At 63.7% G+C, this 26365-nt stretch carries 28 protein-coding genes; 15 read left to right on the plus strand and 13 right to left on the minus strand.

Going from position 1 to position 26365, the window contains the following annotated elements:
- The first annotated feature begins 56 nt into the window (after positions 1 to 56).
- The 6 genes from GA0004734_RS20420 to GA0004734_RS20445 are packed head-to-tail and all read left to right on the plus strand — an operon-like array spanning position 57 to position 5247.
- On the plus strand, positions 57 to 902 hold the full coding sequence (locus tag GA0004734_RS20420) for a sugar phosphate isomerase/epimerase family protein (protein ID WP_092937429.1): 846 nt from the start codon (positions 57 to 59) through the stop codon (positions 900 to 902).
- Positions 899 to 1975 (plus strand): Gfo/Idh/MocA family protein, encoded by a 1077-nt coding sequence (locus tag GA0004734_RS20425; RefSeq protein ID WP_092937431.1) that lies wholly within the window; start codon positions 899 to 901, stop codon positions 1973 to 1975. The genes GA0004734_RS20420 and GA0004734_RS20425 overlap by 4 nt, the downstream gene beginning before the upstream one ends.
- Positions 1975 to 2811, plus strand: a complete 837-nt coding sequence (locus GA0004734_RS20430) for a sugar phosphate isomerase/epimerase family protein (protein WP_092937433.1) — start codon at positions 1975 to 1977, stop codon at positions 2809 to 2811. The genes GA0004734_RS20425 and GA0004734_RS20430 overlap by 1 nt, the downstream gene beginning before the upstream one ends.
- On the plus strand, positions 2808 to 3563 hold the full coding sequence (locus GA0004734_RS20435; protein ID WP_092937435.1) for an alpha/beta fold hydrolase: 756 nt from the start codon (positions 2808 to 2810) through the stop codon (positions 3561 to 3563). The genes GA0004734_RS20430 and GA0004734_RS20435 overlap by 4 nt, the downstream gene beginning before the upstream one ends.
- Entirely contained in the window at positions 3560 to 4273 is a 714-nt protein-coding gene (locus tag GA0004734_RS20440) for a ribulose-phosphate 3-epimerase (protein ID WP_092937437.1), read from the plus strand. The genes GA0004734_RS20435 and GA0004734_RS20440 overlap by 4 nt, the downstream gene beginning before the upstream one ends.
- Positions 4270 to 5247, plus strand: a complete 978-nt coding sequence (locus tag GA0004734_RS20445; protein ID WP_092937439.1) for an ROK family protein — start codon at positions 4270 to 4272, stop codon at positions 5245 to 5247. Before GA0004734_RS20440 ends, GA0004734_RS20445 begins: the two co-directional genes overlap by 4 nt.
- Here the strand turns inward: GA0004734_RS20445 and GA0004734_RS20450 are convergent.
- Positions 5238 to 5999: a DeoR/GlpR family DNA-binding transcription regulator gene (locus tag GA0004734_RS20450; protein ID WP_092937441.1), complete on the minus strand. Its 762-nt coding sequence runs from the start codon at positions 5997 to 5999 to the stop codon at positions 5238 to 5240. The genes GA0004734_RS20445 and GA0004734_RS20450 overlap by 10 nt on opposite strands.
- A gap of 219 nt (positions 6000 to 6218) precedes the next feature.
- Here GA0004734_RS20450 and GA0004734_RS20455 point away from each other — a divergent pair, with 219 nt between their 5' ends.
- From GA0004734_RS20455 to GA0004734_RS20480, 6 genes are all read left to right on the plus strand, one after another.
- The gene (locus tag GA0004734_RS20455) at positions 6219 to 7019 is read left to right on the plus strand and encodes a class I fructose-bisphosphate aldolase (RefSeq protein ID WP_092937443.1); all 801 of its coding nucleotides are present in this window, start codon (positions 6219 to 6221) and stop codon (positions 7017 to 7019) included.
- Positions 7020 to 7023: 4 nt separating this feature from the next.
- Positions 7024 to 7956, plus strand: a complete 933-nt coding sequence (locus GA0004734_RS20460) for a PfkB family carbohydrate kinase (protein ID WP_092937445.1) — start codon at positions 7024 to 7026, stop codon at positions 7954 to 7956.
- Positions 7957 to 8212: 256 nt separating this feature from the next.
- On the plus strand, positions 8213 to 9358 hold the full coding sequence (locus GA0004734_RS20465) for an ABC transporter ATP-binding protein (protein ID WP_092937447.1): 1146 nt from the start codon (positions 8213 to 8215) through the stop codon (positions 9356 to 9358).
- A 354-nt stretch (positions 9359 to 9712) separates the two neighbouring features.
- Positions 9713 to 10948, plus strand: coding sequence for an ABC transporter substrate-binding protein (locus tag GA0004734_RS20470; protein ID WP_092937449.1), 1236 nt, complete (start codon positions 9713 to 9715; stop codon positions 10946 to 10948).
- Between the two features lie 163 nt (positions 10949 to 11111).
- Positions 11112 to 12038, plus strand: coding sequence for a carbohydrate ABC transporter permease (locus GA0004734_RS20475; RefSeq protein ID WP_245292603.1), 927 nt, complete (start codon positions 11112 to 11114; stop codon positions 12036 to 12038).
- A 4-nt stretch (positions 12039 to 12042) separates the two neighbouring features.
- Entirely contained in the window at positions 12043 to 12900 is an 858-nt protein-coding gene (locus GA0004734_RS20480; RefSeq protein WP_092937453.1) for a carbohydrate ABC transporter permease, read from the plus strand.
- Positions 12901 to 12974: 74 nt separating this feature from the next.
- Here the strand turns inward: GA0004734_RS20480 and GA0004734_RS20485 are convergent, their stop codons facing one another.
- The 4 genes from GA0004734_RS20485 to GA0004734_RS20500 form a co-directional block, all read right to left on the minus strand.
- Entirely contained in the window at positions 12975 to 13763 is a 789-nt protein-coding gene (locus GA0004734_RS20485; RefSeq protein WP_092938232.1) for a transporter substrate-binding domain-containing protein, read from the minus strand.
- 90 nt (positions 13764 to 13853) lie between these two features.
- Positions 13854 to 14510 (minus strand): amino acid ABC transporter permease, encoded by a 657-nt coding sequence (locus GA0004734_RS20490; RefSeq protein WP_092937455.1) that lies wholly within the window; start codon positions 14508 to 14510, stop codon positions 13854 to 13856.
- Positions 14507 to 15319: an amino acid ABC transporter ATP-binding protein gene (locus GA0004734_RS20495; protein ID WP_092937457.1), complete on the minus strand. Its 813-nt coding sequence runs from the start codon at positions 15317 to 15319 to the stop codon at positions 14507 to 14509. Before GA0004734_RS20495 ends, GA0004734_RS20490 begins: the two co-directional genes overlap by 4 nt.
- Positions 15316 to 15942, minus strand: coding sequence for a DUF1989 domain-containing protein (locus GA0004734_RS20500; RefSeq protein WP_092937459.1), 627 nt, complete (start codon positions 15940 to 15942; stop codon positions 15316 to 15318). Before GA0004734_RS20500 ends, GA0004734_RS20495 begins: the two co-directional genes overlap by 4 nt.
- 306 nt (positions 15943 to 16248) lie before the next feature.
- On the opposite strand from GA0004734_RS20500, the gene GA0004734_RS20505 reads away from it, so the two are divergent.
- Complete coding sequence (locus GA0004734_RS20505; RefSeq protein WP_092937461.1) at positions 16249 to 17424, plus strand: M24 family metallopeptidase; 1176 nt, start codon at positions 16249 to 16251, stop codon at positions 17422 to 17424.
- A gap of 79 nt (positions 17425 to 17503) precedes the next feature.
- Here GA0004734_RS20505 and GA0004734_RS20510 read toward each other — a convergent pair whose 3' ends face one another.
- From GA0004734_RS20510 to pxpB, 7 genes are read right to left on the minus strand one after another with little or no spacing between them, the layout of a single operon-like run.
- Positions 17504 to 17917, minus strand: a complete 414-nt coding sequence (locus tag GA0004734_RS20510) for a VOC family protein (protein WP_092937463.1) — start codon at positions 17915 to 17917, stop codon at positions 17504 to 17506.
- A gap of 33 nt (positions 17918 to 17950) precedes the next feature.
- Positions 17951 to 19132 carry a M24 family metallopeptidase gene (locus GA0004734_RS20515; RefSeq protein WP_092937465.1) on the minus strand — a complete coding sequence of 394 codons (1182 nt, stop codon included), beginning with the start codon at positions 19130 to 19132 and terminating at the stop codon, positions 17951 to 17953.
- 10 nt (positions 19133 to 19142) lie between these two features.
- The gene (locus GA0004734_RS20520; RefSeq protein ID WP_092937467.1) at positions 19143 to 19781 is read right to left on the minus strand and encodes a GntR family transcriptional regulator; all 639 of its coding nucleotides are present in this window, start codon (positions 19779 to 19781) and stop codon (positions 19143 to 19145) included.
- Positions 19774 to 20790, minus strand: a complete 1017-nt coding sequence (locus GA0004734_RS20525) for an NAD(P)-dependent oxidoreductase (protein ID WP_092937469.1) — start codon at positions 20788 to 20790, stop codon at positions 19774 to 19776. The genes GA0004734_RS20520 and GA0004734_RS20525 overlap by 8 nt, the downstream gene beginning before the upstream one ends.
- Positions 20787 to 21431, minus strand: coding sequence for a GntR family transcriptional regulator (locus GA0004734_RS20530; protein ID WP_092937471.1), 645 nt, complete (start codon positions 21429 to 21431; stop codon positions 20787 to 20789). The genes GA0004734_RS20525 and GA0004734_RS20530 overlap by 4 nt, the downstream gene beginning before the upstream one ends.
- Entirely contained in the window at positions 21428 to 22417 is a 990-nt protein-coding gene (locus tag GA0004734_RS20535; RefSeq protein ID WP_092938233.1) for a 5-oxoprolinase subunit C family protein, read from the minus strand. Before GA0004734_RS20535 ends, GA0004734_RS20530 begins: the two co-directional genes overlap by 4 nt.
- On the minus strand, positions 22414 to 23157 hold the full coding sequence (gene pxpB, locus GA0004734_RS20540) for a 5-oxoprolinase subunit PxpB (protein WP_092937473.1): 744 nt from the start codon (positions 23155 to 23157) through the stop codon (positions 22414 to 22416). The genes GA0004734_RS20535 and pxpB overlap by 4 nt, the downstream gene beginning before the upstream one ends.
- A 212-nt stretch (positions 23158 to 23369) precedes the next feature.
- Here pxpB and GA0004734_RS20545 point away from each other — a divergent pair, with 212 nt between their 5' ends.
- A complete protein-coding gene (locus GA0004734_RS20545; RefSeq protein ID WP_092937475.1) occupies positions 23370 to 24164 on the plus strand; it encodes a LamB/YcsF family protein in 795 nt (264 codons plus the stop codon).
- Positions 24161 to 25015 carry a D-amino-acid transaminase gene (locus GA0004734_RS20550; protein ID WP_092937477.1) on the plus strand — a complete coding sequence of 285 codons (855 nt, stop codon included), beginning with the start codon at positions 24161 to 24163 and terminating at the stop codon, positions 25013 to 25015. Before GA0004734_RS20545 ends, GA0004734_RS20550 begins: the two co-directional genes overlap by 4 nt.
- A gap of 230 nt (positions 25016 to 25245) precedes the next feature.
- Here the strand turns inward: GA0004734_RS20550 and GA0004734_RS20555 are convergent, their stop codons facing one another.
- Positions 25246 to 26352 carry an HD domain-containing phosphohydrolase gene (locus GA0004734_RS20555; protein WP_092937479.1) on the minus strand — a complete coding sequence of 369 codons (1107 nt, stop codon included), beginning with the start codon at positions 26350 to 26352 and terminating at the stop codon, positions 25246 to 25248.
- Between the last annotated feature and the right edge of the window lie 13 nt (positions 26353 to 26365).

Genomic DNA, 26365 nt, shown 5'->3' on the forward strand with positions numbered 1-26365 from the left:
CCGAAAAGCATGCGCCCGCAAACGATGGACCCGGAAACCATGACAGGAACCGACAGATGACGAAAACGGAACGGGCGTTCGGCTGCCAGACCTACACGTGGGAGATGCTCGGAGTTGGCTGGAAAGGTGGCCCGGACGATCTGATCAGGGCGATCGCCGGAGGCGGTTACACCGGCATCGAGATCACCAACACCATGATCGGCGATTATGCGGAGCGCCCCGCCGACTTCCGGCGCGCGCTGGATGATGCCGGCCTCACGCTCGTGTCCTTCGCCTTCGGCGCCGACAGCGGCTTCACCATGCCGGACCGGATCGAAGACGATCTGGATGCCGTCAAGCGCTGGGTGGATTTCGTGGCCGGCTTTCCCGGTGCGCTGGTGTCCCTCGGCTCGGCCACCTCGGTGTCGGATGCGCCGCGGGAAGACGGGTTTGGAGTCGCATCCGAGATCTACAACAGCGCGAGCGATATCGGGCGCGCGGCCGGCGTCACGGTCGCCGTCCACCCCTCCTCCCATCACCGGACGCTGCTCTACACCCGCAGCGATTACGACGAGATCTTCTCGCGCCTCGACCCGCAGGTCGGCTGGGTGCCGGACACGGGGCATATCCTGCGCGGCGGCCAGGTCATGGCCGAGACGCTCACCGCATTCCAGGATCGCATCCGCTACGTCCACCTGAAGGATGTGGATGCCAACGGCGACTGGGCGATGCTGGGCGCCGGGGTCTGCGACATTGCCGAGGTCATCGACATCGCCGGTCAGGCGCCGCACTTCAACGGCTGGATCGTCGTCGAGGAGGAAAGCGAAGAGGCCGGCAAAGACCCGGCAAGCGCCGTGCGCGTCAACCGCGAGACGCTGGCGCATATGGGCTTTCCCGATACGCGCAAAGGAGCGCAATCGTGATCCGCAAACGGGAGAGACGGCTCCGGGTCGGCGTGCTCGGATGCGGACCCATCGCGCAGTTCGCGCATATGGAATCCTGCGTGAAGGCTGGGAATGCCGATCTCTACGCCATTTGCGATGCGGCGCCGGACCTTCTGGCACGCATGGCGGCGACTTACGAGCCACAGCGGTCGTTTGCCGATTACGACGCGATGCTGGCCGACCCCGATCTGGAGGCCGTGATCGTCGCGACGTCGGATGCCTATCACGTGCCGATGTCGATCAAGGCGCTTGAGGCCGGCAAGCATGTGCTCTGCGAAAAGCCGATCGGCGTATCCATCGAAGAGGGTGAGGCGCTGGCCCGTGCCGTCGATGCCTCGGGCAAGATCCTGCAGGTCGGCCATATGAAGCGGTTCGATCCGGCGCTGGAGGCGGCACGGGATTTCGTGCGAGACGACATGGGCGAGATCCTGGCGCTGAAGGCCTGGTACTGCGACAGCACGCATCGCTACACCAACACGGACGCCATTCAGCCGCTGCCGGTTTCCAGCAAGCTGGCGCGCCGGCCGGGTGGCAATCCCAAGGCCGATCTCCGGCAATATTTCATGCTCGCGCACGGGTCGCATCTGGTCGACACTGCCCGTTTCTTCTGCGGCGATATCGTCGCCGTCCGCGCGCGTCTCACGACGCGCTTCGGCGCCTATTGCTGGTTCGTCGAAACCGAATTCGCCAATGGCGCGCTCGGTCATCTCGACCTGACGGTGGCGGTGCGGATGGACTGGCACGAGGGCTTCCAGCTCTACGGCGAGAACGGCTCGGTCGTCGCGAAAACCTTCAACCCCTGGTACTTCCGGTCCTCCGAAGTCGATATCTTCCATGAGAAGGATGCGACGTCGCGGCGCCCGCTCGGGGCCGACGGCCATTTCTTCCGCAGGCAGCTGGAAGGGCTTGCCGATACGGTCCTCAACGGCGCGCCGATGCGCGGCGCCGATGTCCACGATGGCCTTGCCTCCATCCGCGCCATGGTGGCCATCGCCCGCTCGGTGGAGAGCGGCGAGCGCGTCGAGCTCAGCGCCGTCACGGGAGCGGTCTGATGCAGCTCGGCATCTTTGCAAAGACCTTTGCCGGTACTGATCCCGCCCCCGTGTTGCAGGCGGCGCGGGCGGCCGGCTACGAGACCGTACAGTTCAACCTCGCCTGTGCCGGGCTGCCGTCGCTGCCGGACGAGATCGAGGACATGGCCGCGCTGGTTGCGCGGATCGATGCGGCACGCTTGGCCTCCGGCGTCGGTCTCGCCGCCCTTTCCGGTACCTACAACATGGCCCACCCGGATCCCGACGTTCGCGCACGCGGACGGCAGGCGCTTGGGTGCGTCATCGACATCGCGGGCGCGCTCCGCATCCCGCTCGTCACGCTCTGCACCGGCTCCCGCCATCCGAGCGACCAGTGGGCGCAGCACCCCGACAATGCCACGCCGGAAGCCTGGGCCGACATGGCAAAGGAGATCGCTGCGGCCCTTGCCCGTGCGGACGCGGCGGGGATCATGCTCGGCATCGAGCCGGAACAGGCCAATGTCGTCACCTCAGCCGAAGATGCCCGCCGGCTGATCGCGGAGATGCAATCGGACCGGTTGAGGATCGTACTCGATCCCGCAAACCTGTTCGAGAAAGCCGATGCGAACGAGGCCCGCGAGATCGTCGCGCGCGCCGTGGATATCGCGGCCGGTTTCACGGCCATGGCGCATGCCAAGGACCGCCATGCCGATGGCCGGTTTGCAGCACCCGGACACGGCGTCGTGGATTTCGCCGATTTCATCGCGCGCCTGCGCGCCTCCGGCTTCGACGACACCGTGGTGACGCACGGACTGGGGCCAGAAGAGGCACCCCATGTGGCGCGGTTCCTCGCGCCTCTCATTGCGGTGCCGGCATGATGCAGACGGTCCTCTTCCAGCATGGATTGGGCGGAGACGACGCGCAGGCTGCGGCCAATTGGCCGGAGACCGCGGATGCGCTTCGGGTGACCATCAACTGCCGCGGACACAAGGAGACGACGCTCGGTCCGGATCGGCCGTTCAGCATTCCCCTCTTCGCCCGAGACGCGCTGATGGCCATGGACGGTCATGACCGCTTCATCGCCGGCGGTATCTCGATGGGCGCCGCGATATCCCTCTATCTGGCCTGCCACCATCCCGCGCGCGTGACGGGCCTCATCCTGGCGCGGCCTGCCTGGAGTTTTACGAGCGCGCCCGCAAACATGGCGCCGATCGCGGAAATGGCGGCCTTGCTAAAGCGTCTCCCGCCCGATGCCGCCCGCGCCGAATTTTCCTCAGGCGAAACCGGACGCCGCCTTGCACTGGAAGCGCCCGACAATCTCGCCTCGCTGCTCGGCTATGCCGATAAGCCGCAGGCTGCCCTGTTTGCCGAGGTCCTGGCCGATATCGCTGCGGGTTCCCCCGGCGTCACGCGGCACGAGGTCGAGGCCCTGCGGCTTCCCACGCTGATCATCGTCAACGACCACGATGCGGTTCACCCGCGGGCCTGCGCCGAAACGCTGGCGGCCACGATCCCCGGCGCCCGGCTCGTCAGCGTCGTGCCGAAGGCGCTGGACCGCCATCGCCACCACCATGAGGTCAAAGCCGCGATTGCGGACTTTCTCGCCCTGCACGCTCGGAGAACGCCATGATCGACAATCACGCCCACGCCATCTCCTCTCTGCCCCGCGACCGGCTGCTGGCCGAATTCTCGCTCTGGTCGGCCGATCTGGTCAACCTCGAGCGCGACCTGAGCCGGATCGAGGCGGTGGCCGACCTTCACCACGTCGATGTCGCGGATGGGCGCTTTGCGCCGGGATACCTGTTCTTCCCCGATCTCGTGGCCCAGATCGCGCAGCACACGAAAGTTCCGATCCATGTGCATCTGATGGTGGAGGCAGACAGCGTGGAGGCGCAGGCAGCGCAGTTCATCGAGGCCGGTGCCAGCCTTCTCAGCGTCCACGCCGAAAACGGCGAAGCGGGCCTCCGGGCACTGGCGACGGCGCGCGCGTCCGGTGTCGTCGGCGGGGTGGTCCTGCGTCTCGAGACCCCGGTCGAGGCGATCCTGCCGTTCCTGCCGCATGTGGGCATGGTCACGCTGCTCGGCACGCGGATCGGCGTCAAGGGACAATCGCTTGCGCCCGAGGCCTGCAGCCGGCTTGGCGAAGCGCGACGCCTCATCGAGGCAGCGGGGCACCCCGATATCATTCTTGCGGCCGACGGCGGCATAAGGGAGACGACGGTGCCGGATCTGCGCGCAGCGGGCGCGGAAACCGTCGTGCTGGGTTCGCTCGCCTTCGGCGCGTCCGATCTCGCTGCCCGGATCAACTGGCTGCACGGGCTCGGCGGCAGGGCGGCATGACCGCCGTCGCACTCGCCTTCGATCTCGGCGGTACGGATTTGCGCGCGGCCATCGTCAGCCGGGCGGGCGAAGTGCGGCAGTCCCTGACGGTGCCGACCCGTTCTCGCGACGGCGTCGATGCGGTGCTCGACCAGATGGTGTCGCTTGCCGAAAAGCTGACGGCGCAAGCGGCCGACGAGATCGCGGGCGTCGGGCTCGGCGCGCCCGGTCCGCTGGATCCAGTGGCAGGCGTCATGATCGCGCCCCCGACGCTTGCCGGCTGGCACGATGTTCCCGTGGTGGAGCGCTTGTCCGCGCGGCTGAGCCTTCCGGTCTTCCTGGACAACGACGCGAATGTGGCGGCGCTTGGCGAGTGGCGCCATGGTGCCGGCCGCGGCTTCGAGACCGTGCTGTTCGTCACCGTTTCCACCGGCATCGGAGGCGGCGTCGTCTCCCATGGACGCATATTCCATGGCAGCCGCGGCCTTGCCGTCGAGATCGGCCACATGACGCTTTCCGGTTCCGGCCCGACCTGCCTTTGCGGCAATGTGGGTTGTTTCGAGGCGCTGGCATCGGGAACGGCGCTCGGCCACCGCGGTGCAGAGGCCGCTCTCCGGCCGGGCGGAGAGAAGATCGCCGCAGCGCAGATCGACATCGGGCGGCCGGGCGCGCGGGCGGTGGTGGAGGCGGCAAGGGTCGGCGATCCCGTCGCCCTCTCCTTGATCGCGAAGGAGGCGGAATGGCTCGGCATCGGACTGACCAACCTGCTGCACATCTTCTCCCCGGATATCGTCGTCATCGGGGGCGGCCTTTCGAATGCCTTCGATCTCCTGATCGGCGGCATCCGCAGCGTCGTCGCGACGCGTGCCATGACGGCCTATCGCGACGTCGTCATCGTGCGGGCGGAGCTCGGAACGAATGCCGGGCTGGTGGGTGCGGCGGGGCTGGTCTTTCCGGCACAGGGCGTCCTAACGCGCGGCGGCGATCAGACGTAGCGGACCTCGACGTCCAGCTTGTCGAGACGGCTCCGGATCGAATAGGGCATGCCCGTATCGGTGATGATCATGTCGACCCGCGACAGCGGGAACGCCTTGGACGACGCGCCGATGTCCCACTTCGTGGAGTCCGCGACCAGGATGACGCGCCGCGCCATGCGCACAAGGTTGCGTTTCGTGCGGGCGATATCTTCAGAGACATCGACCACGTCGAAGGCGTGATCGATGGCATGCGCGCTGACGAACGCCTGATGCGCCACAAGGCCGCCCACGGCCTTGTCCGCATCGGAGACAATGGTGCTGACCGTATTGGGAAACACCCGTCCGCCGATCATGTGAACGTCCAGTCCGGGGCGATACATCAGATGCTGGGCAATGTTCATGGCGGTGGTGGCGACGACGACGTTATGAACGGGCGGCATCTGCATCGCCAGTTGCAGCAGCGTCGAGCCGCTGTCGAACACGATGGACTGGTTGTCGAGGATCAGCCGCGCCGCCATCTGCGCAATGCGCCGCTTGGCTTCGAAATTGCGGTTCATCCGCTCCTCGAAAGCGGCCGCCGGCGCGTCCACCGGCAAGGCGATCGCGCCGCCATGGGTCTTGATGAGCTGTTTCTTCGCATCGAGATTTTCGAGGTCCGAGCGAATGGTGACTTCGGATACGCCGAAGCGCTCCGCAAGTTCGCGGGTCTTTGCCTGACCCACGCGCTGGAGTTCGAGCATGATCTGATGTCGTCTTTGTTCTGCAAGCATGACGGATCCGATGAGGAGGAACGAGGGCGACTTTCGAAAAACGAAACAGACATTCGCGATATGATACGGAAACGAGCATGTGCAGTGCAATATCGCGGAAGAAATAATCAGTCATCGATAAACTAAATGATAAACGAAAGAAATCGAAATATTGAATGTTTCTTTTCTTTCGAGTTAGCTGCAGCAATACGCAGAAAGACATCAACGGAGGAGATCATCATGGGCCTTGGAACGAAAGTACGGCTGTCGCGCCTGTTTTCGCATGCATCGGGAAACCTGTTCGGCGGCGCCGTCGATCATTTCGTCGGCTATGGCAATGTGCGCGAAGGCGGGCTTGCGGACCTGCCCGGCGCGCTGGAGCGGGTCATGGCGGGAGGCCCTGACTATATCAGCATCCAGCCGGGTGCCGCCCGGCACCTCTGGTCGGCCTATGCCGGCAAGGCGGCGCTGGTCATCCAGGCCGGCTGCTTCACGCCGGACGACCGCATCCGGCAGCTCATCGCCACGCCGGAAGATGCGGTTCGCTACGGCGCCGATGCACTGGCCGTCGCCATTCCCGTACGCGGCGATACCGAAGGCCACTACATCCGCTGGCTGACCGACACCGTCAACGCCGCCGCACGCTTTGAAATGCCCGTCGTCGCACACGTCTATCCCCGCGATTACGCCAATGGCGGCAAGATCGTCTTCACGCCGGATGAAATCGCCTATGCCGTCCGCATCGGCTTCGAGACCGGCGTCGATGTCATCAAGGTCGGCTACACCGGCGACTTCGACAGCTTCAAGGAAACCGTCGCCACCTGCCCGGTGCCGATCGTCATTGCGGGCGGACCGAAGACCGATACGCTCCTGGGCGCACTGACGCAGACCAGCGACGCGCTGCGCGCCGGTGCCCGCGGTGCCGTCGTCGGCCGCAACCTCTGGGGTCACGGCGATACGACGAAGGCTGCCCGCGCCTTCAAGTTCGTCATTCACGACGGCATGGCGCCCGAAGCGGCCCTGACGGCAGCAGGCGCCTGACGCCATGGCACCGCACCGCCTCGACGTTCTCGGCTTCGGTGCCGTCGCCATCGACGACATCGTCTATGTCGATCGCCCGCTGAAGACGGGGAAAGGCAAGGTCGTGGGGCGCACGCGAGACTTCGGCGGCAACGTCGCCACCGCCCTCGTGGCGGTTGCGAAACTGGGCGGCCAGGCAGGCTTCATCGGCTGGCTCGGCAGCACGCCGGACGAGGATCCGAGTGCAAGCGAACTGGAGCGGCAGGGCGTGGACGTTTCCCGCGCCCCGCGCCGGCCCGATGCCCGTGCCATCCGCTCCGTCATCACCGTCGGGCCGGATGGCGATCGTTTCATCGCCTATGACGACGATGTGCCTCACGGGACCTGCGACGATCTGAGCGACGAGACGCTGTCGGAGGCTCGTGTTCTGCTCGTCGATGGGTATGCAACGCATTCCGAGCGGACCGTTGCGCGGGCGCGTGCCCTCGGATTGTCGGTGGTTGCCGACATCGAATGGTCGATCGGCACGGCGACGAACCGCCTGATCGCTCTCGCCGATCATCTCGTCCTGCCGCTGGCCTATGCCGAGGCGCAGACGGGCGAGACCGCGCCTGCTGCCATCCTTCGACATCTGTGGACCGACGACCGGGCAGCTGTCGTCCTGACCGACGGCGATCGCGGCGCCTTCGTGAGGCAGGCGGGCGATGCCGGAAACTGGCACGTGCCGGCCTACGCGGTTCGTGCTGTGGATACGACGGGCGCGGGCGACTGCTTTCACGGCGCCTACGCCCTGGCCCTGGCCCGGGGGCAGCCGCCGATCGACTGCGTCCGATATGCCGCTGCTGCTGCCGCCATCTCCGTCACTGGAAAGGGTGGTCGAATGGCCCTTCCCGATCACCCCGCCTGCACCGCACTGATGCAGGCAGTGGGCGCGCCGCAACCGCGGGCGATGTCCTGACGCGCAGGCAGCGAACCCACCAATAAAATAGCACGCGTAAAAAAATAATTTTTCATTCGAAGTGCCCAGGAAATGCTGAGAAAAATGTTTCTTCTCAAAAGCCTAGGATACTGACATCACGAGCGTCCGACAATCTTGGATGCTCCTGACGGCGATAGGCCGTTGACGAACGGGGTGCGGACAGGCCTTCTATCGGCGCTGTCGCATAGAGCCATCGCAAGGTTCCGATGGCTGAGGAAACAGGGAGGAAAACACTGTGGCCGATGTGGTTCTGGACAAAATCTGCAAGACCTTTGGAACGGAATTCCATGCGATCAAGGATCTCAGCCTGACGATCCGCGATGGCGAGTTTCTGATCCTCGTCGGGCCTTCGGGCTGCGGCAAATCGACGGCTCTTCGCATGATCGCGGGGCTGGAGGAGATCAGCAGCGGCACGCTGAGCATCGGCGGCGAAAACGTCGTCGATCTCTCTCCCAAGGATCGCAACATTGCCATGGTGTTCCAGTCTTACGCGCTCTACCCGCACATGACGGTGTTCGACAACATCGCCTTCTCGATGAAGCTCGCGGGCAAAAGCAAGGACGAACGAACGAAACGCGTCAACGAGATCGCAAAGACCTTGCAATTAACCAAGGTGCTCGGCAGCAAGCCGGCGGAGCTTTCCGGCGGGCAGCGGCAGCGTGTGGCGATGGGGCGGGCCATGGTGCGGGAGCCGGCGGCCTTCCTGATGGACGAGCCGCTTTCCAACCTTGACGCCAAGCTGCGCGTGCAGATGCGTGCCGAGATCGTCAACCTGCAGCGCCAGCTGGCCGTGACGACGATCTACGTGACGCATGACCAGACGGAGGCGCTGACGATGGGCGACCGTGTCGCCGTGCTCAAAGGCGGCGTGCTGCAGCAGGTGGATACGCCGAAGATCCTCTACAGCAAGCCGGTCAACGCCTTTGTCGCCGGCTTCATCGGCTCGCCGTCGATGAACCTCTTCCAGGGCCGCCTCGAAAATGGTCATATCGTCCTGCCGACCTTCTCTCTGCCGTTGTCGACGGAAGCTCTCGCACAGTTCCCGGGCTTGGCGGCGTTCGAGGGGCGGACGGTGCTGTTCGGGATTCGGCCAGAAGATCTGCACGACAGCAGGCTCGCGTCCGGTGCGATGCATCCGACGATCCCGGCAACGGTCAAATCCATCGAGGAACTTGGATCGGAGTGGATCGTCCATCTCAACATCGATGCCGTCCGCGTCGATTCCGGCGACCCCGATGCCGTCGAGGAGCTGAGCAGTGCAGCGAACGCCGTGGCCAAGTTCGAAGCCACGAGCCACGCCCGTGCCGGCGAGCGGATCGACGTGGCGATCGATGTCGCCAAGCTGCATTTCTTCGACCCGGAGAGCCATCTGGCGCTCTGAGCCGGGAGCGCTGGCGGGGTGCCGTGGATGCGGGGAAAGCCGCCGATCGGCATGCTGACAACGGCGATACAGGGATGCACGATCAAGGCCAAAAAGCATCCGGCGAGGTCCGCTTTCATTTCTTTACGGACGTAAAGAAAAAACGATCCTAAAGTCATTTATAACAAATAAAATGTTCCGACATATGCATTCTATAAATGCATATATATCAAGGATTTGACTGGTACAGCGAAGACGACGGAACGCGAAACACGTTTCATGCCGAAAATGGACGTTGACAGGTGTTGGCGTTCGGGACCCTACTGCCATATCGATCTGGGAGGATCGAACAAACCGTATTCCTGGGAGGGGATCATGAAAGCGACGAAGCTTCTTGCTACCGCAGCAGTCTGGGCATTGTGCTCGACGGCTGCGTTCGCCGATACCACCATCGAGTTCATCCAGTGGTGGGAGCCGGAGATGCCTGCGGGCGCGCTCCGCGGCATCATGGACGATTTCGAGAAGGCCAATCCGGGCATCAAGGTCACGCTCGTCAGCGGCCCCTATGCCACCACCCGCGACCAGATCGTCGTCGGTGCTGCGTCAGGAACGCTCAGCGATGTCGTCGGTCTTGATGGCGCCTGGGTCAACGGCCTTGCCAAGCAGGGTGCCATCGCGTCGATGGACCCGCTGATGGCCAATGCGAAGTACGATGCCGGCCAGATCGCCGACATCGTCAAGGTCGACGGCAACAGCGTCATGTTCCCGCTCGCCTCCTTCGTCTATCCGGTGTTCGTCAATCTCGACCTTGCCAAGGCCGCCGGCATCGACAAAATCCCGGGCACCCGCACGGAATTTGCCGATGCGGCGAAGAAGATGACAGATGCGGCCAAGAACCAGTATGGCTGGGTGCTGCCGCTGTCACTGCAGAACCCCGGCGGTATCCAGAACGACGTGATGTCCTGGACATGGGCGTCCGGCGGCTCGATGCTGAAAGACGGTAAGCCGGATCTCGAAAACGAATCCGTCGTCGGCACGCTCGAATACATCAAGTCCCTGCACGACGCGGGCGTCATCTCTCCCGGCATCTTCGCCAAGAAGGAGCAGGACAAGGTCGAGGAATTCGTCAACGGCCGCGTCGGCATGATGGTCGACTCGCTGGCGCACATCAACCTTATCCGCGAACGCAATCCGAAGCTCAATTTCGGCATCTCGGCCCTGCCCGCTGTCGATGGCTATACCGGCAAGCGCGGACTGCCCTATGCCTCATGGGGCATCGGCATCAGCGAAGGCAGCAAGCACAAGGAAGAGGCCTGGAAGCTTGTGGAATACCTGATGAGCCCCGACGTCAACGGCCGCCTCGTCTCCATCGCCAATGCGTTTCCGGGCAACGTAAACGCAAAGCCCGACTTCTCGAAGTCCGACCCGCTGTTCGAAGAAGCCTTCGCGATCTTCCAGAGCGGCCATCTCGCCAACGAGTTCGTCGGCCTTCCCGTGGCCGAGGAGCTTATGCGCCAGATGGGCATCGAGGTGCAGAAGATGTTCGACGGCTCGGAAACGGCAAAGGACGCTGCCGCCAACACGCAGAAGCAGTGGCTGACCAAGTTCTAGAGCATTTCCAGCCGAGGCGGAATCGCTTCGGCGTCGGACAATGCGGCAAAACGAGAGGTTAAAGCCGAGCAGGATGTCCAGCCCCGGCAGGCGATCAACCGCTTGCCGGGGTGCTTCATCCGCCCTTGAGGAAACCGGGAAAGCAATCGTCATGAGCAGTGTGATGCAAGGTCTGGCCGTCCAACCGGCGAAAAAGCGTAGCAGCGGCCTTCTGACCTATCGGACGCGAAAGCGGCTGGTCCCCTATCTCTACATTGCGCCGGCAACCCTGCTCTTCTCGGTGCTCATGTTGTTTCCCATGATCATGGTCTTCCGCTATTCGCTGATGGACGGCGCGATCATGAAGAAGGACGCGGTCTTCGTCGGCTTTCAGAACTACCTGACGATCTTCCGGGACGCGATCTTCTGGCAGGCCTTCGGACAAACGCTCTATTTCACGGTCATGAGCGTGGTCTTCCACTTCCTCATCGGCCTCGCCTTCGCGCTGCTCCTCAATACCCAGCGCATCGATCCCGCGGTTCGCAGCCTGTTGCGCGTGCTCTACATCCTGCCGTGGCTGTTCACCGCCGTTATCATCGCCATCATCTGGCGGTTGCTTCTCGACCCGAACGGCGTTGTGAACAGCGTGCTGATGGCGCTCCACATCGTGGATTTCAAAGTCGAATGGTTCTCATCCACCGCGACCGCCCTTCATGCCCTGACATTCGCGAACATCTGGGCCGGATATCCGCTCTACATGGTCAGCCTGCTGGCCGGCCTGCAGGGCATCTCCAAGGAGCTCTATGAGGCGGCCGGCATCGACGGCGCGAACGAACTGCAGAAGTTCTGGTACATCACCATCCCGCAACTGATGCCGATCATCATCTCGATCGCGCTTCTCGATTTCATCTGGACGATGCAGGTCTTCCCGCTGGTCTGGATGACGACCGGCGGCGGGCCGATCTATTCGACCGAGGTGCTGAGCACCTACACCTACAAGCTCGCCTTTTCGCAATACGAGTTCTCGCTGGCCTCGGCGAGCGCGATCATCATCCTCGTCATCTCCATGAGCGTGACCTACTTCTACATCAAGCACCAGAAGGGCAGGTAATCCCATGGCCCAACGCTCCTCCAAGCGCTCGTCAAGCCGCTCCATTCTTCCGACAGTTCTGACCTATATCGGCCTGGCGATCGGCCTCGTCTTTGCGGGTTTCCCCATTCTCTGGATGTTCTTCAGCTCGCTGAAATCCAACACGGAAATCTTCGCCCTGCCCCCGAAACTGCTGCCGGACGTCTATACGCTCGTCGCCTATGCCTCGATCTTCGACGATCCGGTGAAGATCCGCTTCTTCATCAACAGCTACATCGTCGCCGGCGTCGTCACCCTGCTGACACTGCTCGTAGCGATCATCACCGCCTATGGCTTCAGCCGCTATGCGTTTCGATTCAAGAACACGCTGAACATCTTCATCATCAGCACGCAGACCGTGCCGCCGATCACGTTGCTCATTCCCTATTTCGGAATGGTGGTCGCCTTCGGCATCTTCGATACCTACTTCGCGCTGATCCTCACCTACCTCGTCTTCACGCTGCCTTATGCCATCCTGCTGATGACCGGCTATCTTAACACGCTGCCGAAGGAACTGGACGAAGCGGTGCTGGTCGATGGCGGCACCAGCTGGACGGCCCTCTGGCGCGTGATCGTCCCGGTCTCGGTTCCCGGCATCGTGGCCACGGCGGTCTACACGTTTCTTCTGTCCTGGAACGAGTTCCTCTTTGCGCTGACGCTGACGAAATCCATGGACCTGCGCACCGTCCCGATCGGCATCCAGCTTCTCATGGGGCAACATGCCTTTGAGTGGAACGAGATGATGGCCATGAGCGTCCTCGGCTCGCTGCCGCTCCTCCTCCTCTACCTCTTCGCCCAGCGATATTTCCTCGCCGGCATGACATCGGGGTCGGTCAAGAGTTGACGACCCGCTACACAGGTGAAGAGAAGCCTGCATGATGATGTGGCGGACGTCATCGGACGTCCGCCACACACGTTTTACTTGATCGTCTTGATCGGATCCTTCGGGGTCGGATCGAAGCCGACGAGGTCGGTCGTCAGCTTGGCATAGGTGCCGTCAGACACCATGTCGGCGAGCGCCTTGTTCACGGCCTCGACGAGGTGCGGCTTGCCCATCTTGAACGCGAAGCCCTTCTGGACATGGCTGACATAGTCGTCGGTCATTTTCAGCGGCATCTTTGCCGTCTTGATGGCATAGGCAGCCGCGATCGCGTCCGTGATGACCGCATCGACATTGCCGTTGACGAGGTCCTGCATCGCATCCGACTCCGCCTTGTAACCCTTGACGGTCGCGCCCTTCTCTTCCGCGATCTTCGTCCAGCTGGAGGCGACGAGCGCGCCGACGGTCTTGCCCTTGAGGTCAGTGGCGGTCTTCAGTTCGGACTGTTCGGCGACAACGACACGTCCGCCGGATTCCAGCCAGCCGTTGGAGAACGTCACCTGCTTCTGGCGGGCCTCGGTGATGTCCATCGCGGCACTGATGACGTCATATTGATCGGCCTGCAGGCCGACGAGCAGCGAATCCCACTTGATGAGAACCGGCGTGTATTCGAGGTTCAGGCGCTTGGCGACCTCCGACATGACCCGGATTTCCAGACCATCGAGCGTGCCGTCGGGTGCCCGCATGCTGAAGGGCGCATAGGTGCCTTCCGTGGCGACCATCAGCTTGCCGGGTTCCAGCAGTTCGAGGTCGGCGGCGTGGGCGAGCGAGCCCAGCGTGAGGCTTGCGACGGTTGCAGTGACGGCGAAAAGCGTTTTGAAAAGCATGTCGAGTTCCCTGTTTTCTTTGATGTATTCGGTCTGCACTGCGACGGCGCGGCGAATGTGCCTTGCCGGAAAAACGCCTGTGCCGGTCCCTCAGCTCAACCGGGCATAATGGCGCTCCAGCCACGATGCGAGAAGCGTCAGGACGGTCGTCAGGACGAGATAGATGACCGCGACCGCAATGTAGAATTCGAAGGGGCGGAAGGTCGCGGCGATAAGGGTCTGGGCGTAGAGCGTCAGTTCGACGACGGTGATGGTCGACAGGAGCGACGTGTTCTTCAACGTCGAGATCGCTTCGTTGGTCACGGCCGGAAGGATGATGCGGAAGACCTGCGGCAGGATGATCGTGCGCATCGTCTCGGCCCGGCTGAAGCCGAGCGCGAGCGCCGACTCGCTCTGCCCGGACGGGATCGCCGTCAGGCCGCCGCGGACGATTTCGGCGATATAGGCGCCGCTGTTGATCCCGAGGGCGAGTACGCCCGCCGTGAACGGCGACAGCCGGATGCCGAACTGCGGCAGGCCGAAATAGATGATGAAGATCTGGATGAGCGTCGGCGTGCCGCGGATGAACCAGATATAGAAGCCCGCGACCGCACGGACGGATCTCAACCGCGACCGCTGCGCGAGAGCGGCCAGAAGCCCGCAGGCCCAGCTGACGACGATCGTCAGGATCGTCAGGGCGAACACCGTCCAGGCGGCCTTCAGAAAGCCGGGGCCGTAGAGCTGCAATTCTTCGAGAACGAATGTCATGACGACTGTCCTTCCTGCGCGTTCAAGGCGGAATACCCATGGCCGACGTCGTCATGGAGGATGCGGTGCAGGAACTGCTTCAGGCGGTCGCTCTCGGGGTGCCGGAGAATATCGGGCGTGCCCGCTTCGGCGATGACGCCCTGGTCGAAAAACAGCACGCGGGACGAGACGTCACGGGCAAATGCGATCTCGTGCGTGACCAGCAGCATCGTCATTCCCTCCGAGGCGAGGGAGGCCATGAGCACGAGGACTTCATGGACGAGCTCCGGGTCGAGCGCCGACGTGACCTCGTCGAACAGCATCAGCTTCGGCTTCATGGCAAGCGCTCGCGCAATCGCGACGCGCTGTTGCTGTCCGCCCGACAGCCGCGACGGGTAGCTGCCGCGTTTCTCATAAAGGCCGATGCGGGACAGAAGCGCATCCGCTTCCTCGACCGCCTGCTTGCGCGGCATCTTGAGGAGGCGGATCGGCGCGTGGGTGACGTTCTCCAGCACGGTCATGTGCGGCCAGAGGTGATAGCTCTGGAACACCATGCCCACCCGGGTCCGCAGCGATTGCAGCTGGGCGGCGGTCGGGAAGAAGCGCGACTCGGTGCGGAAGTCGAAGGACTGGTCCTCGAAATCCATGAAGCCGGATTGCGGCACCTCCAGCGCATTGATCGACCGCAGGAAGGTGCTCTTTCCCGAGCCGCTCGCCCCGATGATGGAGACCACCTCACCCGCCTGCACCGTCAGGGAAACGCCCTTGAGAACCTCGTTCTCTCCGAAGCTCTTGCGGATCTCGCGCAGCGACAGCAATGGCGGTGTCATGCTGTCACCTCGGCGGGGTTGGTGTCGTGAAGGGTGACCGCGATGTCCCGGGGGGTGCGGGAAGCGCCGTTGATCGGCGTGACATCCTGCGGGCATGCGGAGAGAACGAGCACCAGATCCATCTCGGCCCGCAGCACGACGGTATCGCCGGCTACGGTTGCCGGCGGACGGCGATCGACCATGCCATCCGGGGCAACGGGGACGTTCATGAACAGGTTGAGCGAGGCCGGCGTGAAGGGCAGCGCACGATCGAGCGTCGACAGAGCCTCGTGGAAATTGTCGCTGCAACTGCGGTGGCCGTCTGCGCAGCCGAGTTGCTGGTAGAGCTCACGGCTGCACGGACACAGAAGCGTATCGTGGCGCACGTCACCGCTGTCGGCCACCATCGTCAGCATCGGGCGACGACGGGAACTCATGAGCGTCATGCCGGTCGTAAAGAAGATATTGCTGTTCACCGAGCGTGTATGGTCGAGCGACGAGGTCTCGAACGCATCGTCTGCTGCGAGCGCCCAGAGATCCACGACTTGATTGCCGTAGATATTTTCGATGACAACATGCTGTCCCGCCTTCACACGGCAGGCCTCGCCATGGCTGGCTGGCACGATCATCTGTTCATGGCGCATGGATATCGCTGCTTTCGATTTTTTCGCCGCGGAAGGCGGGGCGGAAGGAGGCTCGCCGCTTGCAGCATCCTCTTACCTTCAGCCTATTCCAGTATACCACTGGAGTTCAAGCTGAAAAATCAACTATTTAGTGGAAGGTAAATGTGCAGTATGATGAAAGACGAAGCAGTGCGTGAGCAAAAAATGCGCATGCGCCGCTCGTTCGAACCATTTCCTCGGCCAGTTCGTATCGGAAGCAACGGCCAGAATTGACGAACGGATACAGCCGGTGTACCGAAATTACGAAGCGCGCCTGAGGATGACTGGATGAACCGCTACTTCCCACTCGATGAGTATCGCACGCGCTGGGACCGCCTCCTGGTCGAGATGAAGTGCCGGGGCTTTGACACCGCCGTCGTGTTCGGCCGGGGTGGCGGAACGACCGACAATTGCGGCGACGTGCTCTACCTCTCCAACCAGTACTCGATCAGCGGCGGCATGGACTCGCTGATCTGGACGGCCCGTTCCTTCACGGGGGTCATCCTGCAGACGGGCAGCGACCCACAGCTGCATATCGACGAACCGGAGGTCCGGCGCGATCTCGTCGCCATTGAGGACGTGCGCTCCAGCAATCACCCTTTCGAAAGCGTGGCGCGCGCTTTGGTCGAGCGCGGCGTCTCCGGCCGGGTGGCACTGGTCGGCACCAACCTCATCCCCGTGAAATACTACCGGCAACTGGAAGCCACAGCACCCGATATCGAGTGGGTTCCGGTCGATGACCTCGTCCGCTCGGTACGCCGGATCAAGAGCGGACGCGAACTGGATGCCTACCGGACCGCCGGGGAGACGGCGACGGCCGGCATGACGATCCTGATGGAAAGCCTTGTCGGCGGCATGTCGGAGCGGGAAGCCGCCGGCGAATGTGCGCGCGAGGTCGTGCGCCGCGGCGGACGCGTGCAGATGATCGGCACCAATCACGGTGACACACTCGGCTTCGACCAGCGTTTCCCGCTGACGGGGTATAGCGACGATGTGCCCGATATCGGCGATGTCGTGACGGGCACGCTGCACGGCCCGCTGTTCCAGGGCTACTACCTCGACCCCGGTCGCACCGCCGTGCGCGGTCGCGCAAATGCCGACCAGCGCCGCCTGATCGAGGCGGCCGGCGATCTCGTCCACCGGCTGACCGACATGTTGAGGCCGGGCGTAAGGCTGCTCGATATCGCAGCGGAGGGCGATCGGCTTACCGCAGCCTTCGGAGGGTCGATCTCGCCGATCATGAAGAATTTCCCCTTCTATGGCCACGGCATCGGCCTCGGCTTCGAATTGCCGCGCATTTCGACCAGCATGTCGCTGCCGGAGGACATCGTCGAGCAGGACATGGTCTTCGGCATCGAGGCCTTCCTGTCGCTCGACGGCGTGGGCGCCGCCTTCTACGAGGACATCGTCATCGTCGGACAGGACGGCAACGAGGTGCTGACGACGTCTCCAAGCCTGTTCTGACGGAAACACCGGATCGGAGATGTGCCGGGAAAGTCAACCTTCCCGGCATCGCCTTGGCGGAAGCCGTCATCGCGCAGCGTCAGTGCGCAAAAACGCTGTCGAAATCCTTGAAGCCCTTGACCTCGATCGGGTTGCCGCTCGGATCGAAGAAGAACATCGTGCGCTGCTCGCCCGGCTCGCCTTCAAAGCGGATGACCGGGGGAATATCGAAGGCGATGCCGGCCTTTTCCAGCCGGTCGGCCAATGCCAGCCAGGCATCGAGCGGCAGGACGACGCCCAGATGCGGCATCATGACCATGTGGTTGCCAACCTTGCCGGTCCGCGTAACCTCGAACGGCTTGCCGAGGTGGAGCGAGATCTGGTGACCGAAGAAATCGAAATCGACCCAGGTGTCGGTGGATCGGCCCTCTGCACATCCAAGAACATCACCGTAGAAGCGACGAGCCTCGTCAAGGTCCGTAATGTGGTAGGCGAGATGAAAGAGTGAGCGCACGGGTAAGTCTCCTTTATGCGGGGCTAACGGAGGTCAGCGACAGGTGAGTGTTCGAGGTAGGGTCGAGAGCGGCTCCGCGCCGGCTTCCGTCACGATGACGGTTTCCGATGCTCCGACGGTCCAGTGGCCGAAGCTGCGCAGCGTCGCCGGGATGTGGAAGACCATGCCGGGCTCGATAACGCGCGATATGCCGGAAAACAGGCTGAGAATGCCGCCCTCGCCCCAGTCGGGGGCGAAGGCGATGCCCATGGAATAGCCGATACGCTTCCTGAAGGCGGCGGCGAAGCCGGCGGCGTCGATGATCCTCTGCGCGGCGTCATGCGGCGCAGCGCACGGGTTACCCGGCCGGATCTGAATTATCGCCGCGTCCAGTGCGAAGAGCGCGCAGTCCATCATCCGCTGCGCCTCGGCCGGCGGCTTGCCGAGCCAGACCGTGCGCATGAGGGCCGAGTGGTAGCGGGCGTGGCTTCCGGCAAGCTCCAGAAAGACGGGATCGCCGTCGCTTAAAGGACGACGGCGCCATGTCATGTGCGGTAGCCCACTGCGCCCGCCCGACGAAACGAGCGGCTCCATGGCCATGGCCTCGGACCCTGCGCGTGTCGCGGCGCCGAGCAGGGCGGCGGCGACCGTATTCTCATCGGCCCCGACGGTGCAGGCGTCGATGGCGGCAACCATGCCGGCGTCCGCATAACGGGCAGCAGCGCGGATCGCATCGCGTTCGGCCTGGCTCTTGATCATGCGCAGCGGCGGCAGGATGTCCGAACCGTCCGTCAATTCCGCAACGCCAAGGCGACGGGCGATCTCGCCGACGAGCCGCGCTGGCAGGAACCAGCCGGAAAGCTCGATCGCGGGCACGCCCATGCCGCGCGCGCGCAGCAGGGAGACCAGCGCGCCGGCCGGGTCGTCGCCGTCCTGGTAGGTGACGATGTCGCTCAACCACGTATTTGCGACAGCGCCGAAGAACTCCAACTGCCGCACGAGCAGCGTCATCGGCCCGGATGCCGGGAGAAGCAGCGCCTGGAAGGCGAAATAGCCGGCCGTCTGTCGGCCCGTCAGCCAGTAGATCGTTTCCGGACCGGTGACGACCAGTGCCGCGTGCCCGCTCGCCCGGAGTGCTGCCTGCGCGCGGGCCTGACGGTCGGCGTATTCGTCTCTCGGAAAGGCCGCCTCACTGCCGCGCATGGTGGGATCGTTCAGGAATGCCGCGTTGTCCATCAACCCCGCCTCACGTCCGAGACAGCCAGGCGAGAAAGCGTGCCCGAACGCTGTCGAAATGGCGCTCCATCGCCGCCCGCGCCGCCGTCGCGTCCTTCGTCGCAATAGCATCGATGATGTCGAGATGCTCGCGGGCCTGCTGGTCGAAGCGGTCGTGCGTGCGGGTGATCGTGCAGCGGCGCGCAATGCCGCGCATCTCGGTCAGCATCGTCGCCAGCAGCGGCAGTCCGGCAGCGTGGGCGACCGCATCGTGAAAGGCATCGTCGTCCAGCCAGAACCGATCGAACGCGATATCGCCGCCATCGGCATAGGCGCGCATCGCATCGCGCGATGCGAGAAGCGCCGGTGTGATCGCGCGCGTGGCGGCCTTCGCGGCCGCGGCCCCTTCGAGCAGACGACGGATCTGGACAATCTCCAGCAATTGCTCGACCGTGACCTCGCGGACCATCAGGGCGCCGTTCGGCAGCCGGGAGATCACATCTTCCTTTTCGAGCCGCGAGATGGCCGCACGCAGCGGCGTACGGGAAATACCCGATTCCAGCGCCAGCGTGCGCTCCGTCAGCATGTCCTCGGACGAGAACCGACCCTCCAGAATCCGCTGCTTCAAATCGCGGTAGATCTGCTGCGTCAGTGTTTCCTTGTCAGCCATGCCGGGCACCGCCTTCCATGCTCGCCATCTTCACGGTCTCCACCGCCGCGACGCGATCGGCGGGATCGATGGCGTCCTGCGGAGGATGGATCGTCGTTGCCGGCCTCTGACCGGAAAGGGCTGTCAGCACATGGCCGGCGGCACCGGTCGCCACACGCTGCAGGGCCTCCGGCGTCGTGCCGCCGAGGTGCGGCGTGAAGATGACCCGCTGCGATGCGGAAAGCGGCCCTTGCGGGGCCTGCGGCGTGTAGACGTCGAGACCGGCAGCGGCGATCCGTCGCTTCAAGAGCGCTTCGGCAAGCGCTGCTTCGTCGATCAGCCCCGCACGCGCCGTGTTGATCAGGATTGCGCCGGGCTTCGTCAGGGCAAGAGCGGCCCTGCCGATCAGCCCCCGCGTTTCGTCCCGCAGAGGCGTATGAAGCGAAATCAGGTCTGCCCGGCCCAGGCCATCTGCAAGTGTCGCCACGCGCTCGAAAGGCCCGGTATCGACGCTTCTGGGAGAATGAACCAGAACCTGCATGCCGAGTGCCGCATGCAGCATCCGCCCGAGGCCCGCCCCCGTTGCCCCCCATCCGACGATCAGCGCGGTCTTTCCCGAGAGTTCGTGAAATAGGCCCGCTTCCCGAAAGCCGGACGCGCCGTCGCGAACCGCGCGATCCGCAGCCGGGATCAGGCGTGCGGCCGAAAGCGCGAGGCCAAGGGCAAGCTCGGACACGGACTGCGCATTGGCGCCGGGCGTGTTGCAGACCAGGATGGATTTCGCCGCGGCCTGCGCCTTGTCGACACCGTCATGGCCCGCCCCGTGAACGACGATGACCTTCAGCACGTCGCTGGCAAGGATCGCGGGTGCCGAAAGACCGGCATCCCGCGTGATGACGGCATGGCAGCCCTTGATCCGGCTCGCCACCGCTTCCATGTCGGCATCCGGGCAAAGTTCGACGTCGATACCCGCGTCACGGAGCATCGCGATGCCGTCCGCATGAATGGGCTGAACGAGAAGACATTTCATCGCGGCAATCCCCGGCTGGAGGCGTCGAGTTTTTCGAGAATGGCGTCCCGCGCATTCAGCACGTGGCGGCTCATCAGGCTTCCCGCCGCATCGGCATCGCCTGCCCGCAGGGCATCCAGAATCTCGAGGTGCTCCCGGCATCCTTTCAGGAAGCGTTCGGGAACGAGACTGTGGTCGAACATGCAGGTGCGCCGCCGCAGATCGCCGATCGTGCGTATCATCGTGCGGTTTCCCGAAACATTGGCCAGCCAGAAGTGGAAATCGTCGTCGACCTCGAGCGCTTCTCCGTTCTCGCCCGGACCCGTCGCGATCAAGACCTTGATGCGGCGTTCGAGATCGTCGAGGGCGTAGGCCGGGGCCGCGATCGCGATGCGCGCGCAGTAGCCCTCGATCACGCTGCGCAGATAAAAGATCTCCTCGACCTCCTCCGCCGCCAACCGGCGGACCTTGAGAAAACGCCCCTCCTGAACCGCCAGTCCTTCGGCTTCGATGCGTTTGATCGCCTCGCGAACCGGGGTTCGGGACATGGAGAACTCTTCGCCGAGCTTGGCTTCCTGCAGCACATCTCCCGGCATCAGCGCGCCGGAAAGGATCATGTCGATGATCGTATCATAAGCCTTTTTTGCAAGGGGCTGGCTCATGTGTTCGATCTCCCGGATGTCGTCGCTGTCTCTGCTGTTTCTAGAGTTTCGCCCTTTTCCTCAAGGCCGGAAAGGGCTGCGGCCAGCACGCGCGATTGGTCGAGCAGCAGGTCCTCGGCCTCGTCCCGGGTGATCGTCCTGAAGCGGACGATGCTTCCCGTCATCGCCTGCGCCAGCCGCGGCAGATCGACGGAGGCGACCGTGGCGATCTTGGGGTAGCCGCCCGTGGTCTGCCGCTCGGCCATCAGCACGATCGGCCGGCCGGAGGACGGCACCTGAATGGAGCCGGCGACCGTTCCATCGGAGATGATGTCATGTCCGGCAAAGGCCGAGATCGCAGGCCCGTCCAGCATCTGCGCCATCCGGTCGCGGTGCGTCGCGATACAAAACGGTTCTTCGAGAAAAATCTTCCAGGCCGAGGCATCGAAATGATCGGCCTGCGGTCCCGGCACGATGCGAAACGGGCCGCGCGGACGGGACAGGGGCTGGCGCAGCGCAAGGAGCGGCGCGTGTCCCGCAGTGCCGAGCGGCAAGCGGTCGTCGGCCGCAAGCCGCCGTCCGTCGATACCGCCAAGCCCCGTGCGCAGATGTGTCGTCCGCGCGCCGAGGACAGGCGGCGTATCGATGCCGCCGGATATCGCAAGGTAGCCCCAGACGGCGTTGACGACCGCGCCGATGCGAAGCGTCTGTCCGGGCAGCAAATGGTGGCTTTCCCAGGCGTGGACGGGTTTCCCGTCGATCGTCATGCCGACGGCCGCACCCGTGACGGCGAAGCGCACGGGCGCATCGACGACGAACGTTCCCCCGACCTGCGCGAATTCGAGCCCGGCATCGCTCTCGGCATTTCCGACGAGGCGGTTGGCCATTCGCAGGGACGGCGGGTCCATGGGCCCTGCCCCGGAAACACCGAAGCGCGAGAGCCCGGCGCGGCCGAGATCCTGCACCGTCATCATGGGGCCTGCGTCCTTGATGTGGAGAACGCTCATGTCGCCGCCCACTCTTCGACAGGCTCACCTCTGGCGACCGCCGCATCGAGATGCGCGGCCTCGGTCTCCTTGATCGCGCGGAACCGAACGCGATCGCCGGCACGCAGCAGAAACGGCTCCTTGCGCGACGGGTCGAACAGTTTCAGCGGCGTCCGCGCGATGAACCGCCAGCCGCTCGGCCCGGGAACCGAGTTGATGCTGGCCTGCTGTCCACCGATGCCGATCGCGCCGGCCTCGATCCTCTGGCGGGGCACCGCAAGCCGGGGCGTGTGCAGGCGCTCGGGCAGTCCGCCGAGATAGGCGAAACCGGGCGCAAAACCGATCATATAGACACGATAGTGGGCGGAGGCATGCAGCGCGATCAGGTCGCGGCGCGTCATCTCCTTCAGTTCGGCCAGCGCATCGAGATCCGCACCGGTCTCCCCGCCATAGAGCACGGGGACGATGATGTGGCGTGCGGTGCTTTCCGTGTCCGGCCGGCATTCCAGCATGTCCACGAGCTGCACGGTCAGGTCGCGACCCCGAACGACAGCAGGGTCGTAGTGCACGAGAAGCGACCTGTAGGTCGGCACGACCTCTGTTATGCCCGCGACCGCACCTGTCGCCAAACGGTCAGCCATCGCGACGACGCGGGCGCTGGTCGCCTCGTCTATCCGGTCGGAGAACTCCACCGCCAGGGCGCTGTCTCCACAGGCGGCGATGCGGGGGAAATGCGCCGGGGCATTTGTCATCACAGCCATGGCCTTCCCTCGTTCGACAATGCCGCGCCGGCCTTCGCAGAGTGGTCCCGGCCTTCGCAGGACGGATCGGCGAAACGGCTCATTGCCGTCTGGCTATTCCTCTGTCGGCATAGTGCGGCAAGGTCTTGTCATTTCAGTACACCATCTGTATGTCAAGCCCCGCAGCCCTCGTCCGGGCTTCGTTTTACCGACCTATCGAGCGGGGATTTTCCGTGGCGACCATCGACCTGAACTGCGACATGGGCGAAAGCTTCGGCGCCTACACGATCGGCGAGGATCGCGCCTTGATGGACATCGTGACGACGGCCAACATCGCATGCGGCTTCCATGCGGGCGACCCCTCCGTCATGCGCGATACGATCCTTTTGGCCAAGGCGCGCGGTGTCGCTATCGGCGCGCACCCGTCCTTCATGGATCTCTACGGCTTCGGCCGGCGACGCATTTCCGGGGAGCGGCCGGAGGATATCGAAGCGCAACTGATCTACCAGATTTCCGCCATACAGGGCATGGCGTCAGCGCTCGGCTGGCCGATCACGCATGTCAAGACGCACGGGTCGCTCGGCAACATGGCAGCCGAAGACGCTGCGCTTGCAAAGGTCTGCGTCGATGCCATCCGGGCCGTCGATGCCGGCCTCGTTTTCATCACCCTGCCCTTTTCCGAGACGATGAAGGCGGCGGAGGCGGCCGGGCTGCAGATCGCCTGCGAGGTCTATGCCGACCGCCGCTACACAGACAACGGCATGCTCGCGCCGCGCCAGATGGAGGGCGCCGTCATTCACGATCCCCGAGAGAGCGTCGATCAGGTCCTGTCGATGCTCTGCGACAAGACGATGCCGACGATCGGCGGCAAGCGCCTTCCCGTCGATCCGGCAACCGTCTGCATCCACGGCGATACGCCCGGTGCCGCAACGACCGCGCGTGCCCTTCGCGCGCAATTGACGAATGTGGGCATCGCGATCGCCCCCTTTCACACACCCAAGCGTCGTCACGAGGAGAAGTCCCTTTGAACCGTACCGTCTATCTCAACGGCGCCTGGCTTGCCGAAGCCGACGCACACGTTTCCATCTTCGATCGCGGCTTCCTCTTTGCGGACGCCATCTACGAAGTGACCGGCGTCGTGAACGGCAAGCTGCTGGAATATGAAGGCCATTCGGCCCGACTGCAGCGGTCGATGGGCGAACTCGGGCTGGTCTGCCCACTTTCGCCCCAAGAACTGCTCGGCGTTCACCGCGAAATCGTGCAGCGCAATGCACTGAGCGAGGGCCTGATCTATCTTCAGATCAGCCGCGGACCGGCCGATCGCGATTTTGCCTTTCCGACAGACCCCGTGCCGACGCTCGTGCTGTTTACCCAGGCCAAAGCCGTGCTCGACAACCCCAAGGCACGGACCGGCATTTCGGTCGCACTGCTTCCCGACCTGCGGTGGGCGCGCTGCGACATCAAGACGGTGCAGCTGCTCTATCCCTCGATGGCCAAGATGGAGGCGGCGCGGCAGGGTGCCGACGACGCGTGGCTGGTCGAGGACGGTTTCGTGACCGAAGCCAGTTCGGCGAGCGCGCATATCATCACCAGCGATGGTGTCCTCGTCACCCGTCCTCTGTCACAAGCGATCCTTCACGGGATCACGCGCCACAGTGTTCTCGATCTTGCAGCAAGCATCGGCGTTGCCGTCGAGGAGCGTCCCTTCAGCGTCGAGGAAGCAAAGACCGCAGCAGAGGCCTTCATCACATCGGCGACGAATTTCGTACTCCCGGTGACACAGATCGACGGTCAGCTTGTCGGTGACGGACAGCCTGGGCCGCTGACATGGAGACTTCGCGCGCTGTATATCGAGAGAAAGATGGCATCGGCGATCTGATGACGGGCATGCCTTAGCCGAACGATCGCGCGCCGTGCGCGGGAGATCCCGGTTGGACGAATCGTCATTGCCATCGGCCGGCATTGCACGGCTGGTACTCTACCCCGAACACGGATGCGCTGTTCGTTGAGCAAATCGAGTTGTTCCGGTCGTGGCTCAGCGATCACGGGACGGTTCGGGCGGAACGCTCTTTTCATCGATCCGCGCACTCGACGCTCTGATGTCAGGCCTTACGCTCTGAGGCGCGTTTCGGACCGAAAGAAACCTGATCCGACTGACGGGGCCACCTGAAGCTCGGCCAAGGCCGCAGCCAGGTCATCGTCCCGGATTGTCAGGAGCGTCGAGAGCGCTGCGTCGAAAGCGGCAACGCAACGGGGATCGAACTGCGCGCCGGCCTGCTGTCTTATGTGCTCAACAGTCCGCTCGACGGTCCAGGCCTCCTTATAGGGGCGTGCCGTCGTCAGCGCGTCGAAATTGTCGGCAATCGCGACGATGCGACCGGAGAGGGGAATGGCCTCTCCCGCAATCCCGTAAGGATACCCCTGCCCGTCCCAGCGCTCGTGGTGGCTGCCGGCGATTTCGGCTGCGAGCTGCAGCAGGCCGGACTTGGATTCTTTCAGAATGTCGCAGCCGACAACCGTATGCTTTCGCATGATCACAAACTCATCTTCAGTGAGCTTTCCCGTTTTCAGGAGAACGGCATCCGGTATCGCCACCTTGCCGATGTCGTGCATGGGGGATGCAAGTCTTATGTCCGAGCAGGCGCGTGAGGACAGGCCATAAGCGCGTGCAATGGCCTCGGAATACGCGCCGACACGCCGTGTATGGCGGGCGGTGTCGAGATCCTTGTACGCGGCGGCGATCGTCAGCCGGTCGATGATCTCCTCCTCGCGCGCGCGCAGTTCCGCCACGGCACTTTCCACCTCGGCGCGCAGCCATTCCGCCCTGTCCGAAAGCTTCCTGCGTGCATCTGCCAATGCCATCAGGTTGCGCATGCGGGCCTGAAATTCCAACGGGTTGACGGGCTTCGTCAGGAAGTCGATCGCGCCCGCATTGAGGGCCGCCATCCGCGTCGCGGCATCGGTATCGGCCGTCACGATCACGAACAGCTTCTCGGCATGGCGCTCGAAACGGATAAGCTCGGTGAGAAGCTCGACGCCGCTATAGACCGGCATCTGAAAGTCGATGACCGCGATATCGAATTCAAGCTCGGCAGCACAAGCCAGGACGTCATCCGGCTTTAGAAAGGGAATGGCGACACAGTCGGGAACACGCTCGACGAGGCGCGTCAGGATGGAAAGAGTGGTCCGGTTGTCGTCCACCAGCAGGATGCGCATGCTCGTTCGTCTC

It is taken from the genome of Rhizobium sp. 9140, from assembly GCF_900067135.1.
GTDB lineage: Bacteria > Pseudomonadota > Alphaproteobacteria > Rhizobiales > Rhizobiaceae > Ferranicluibacter.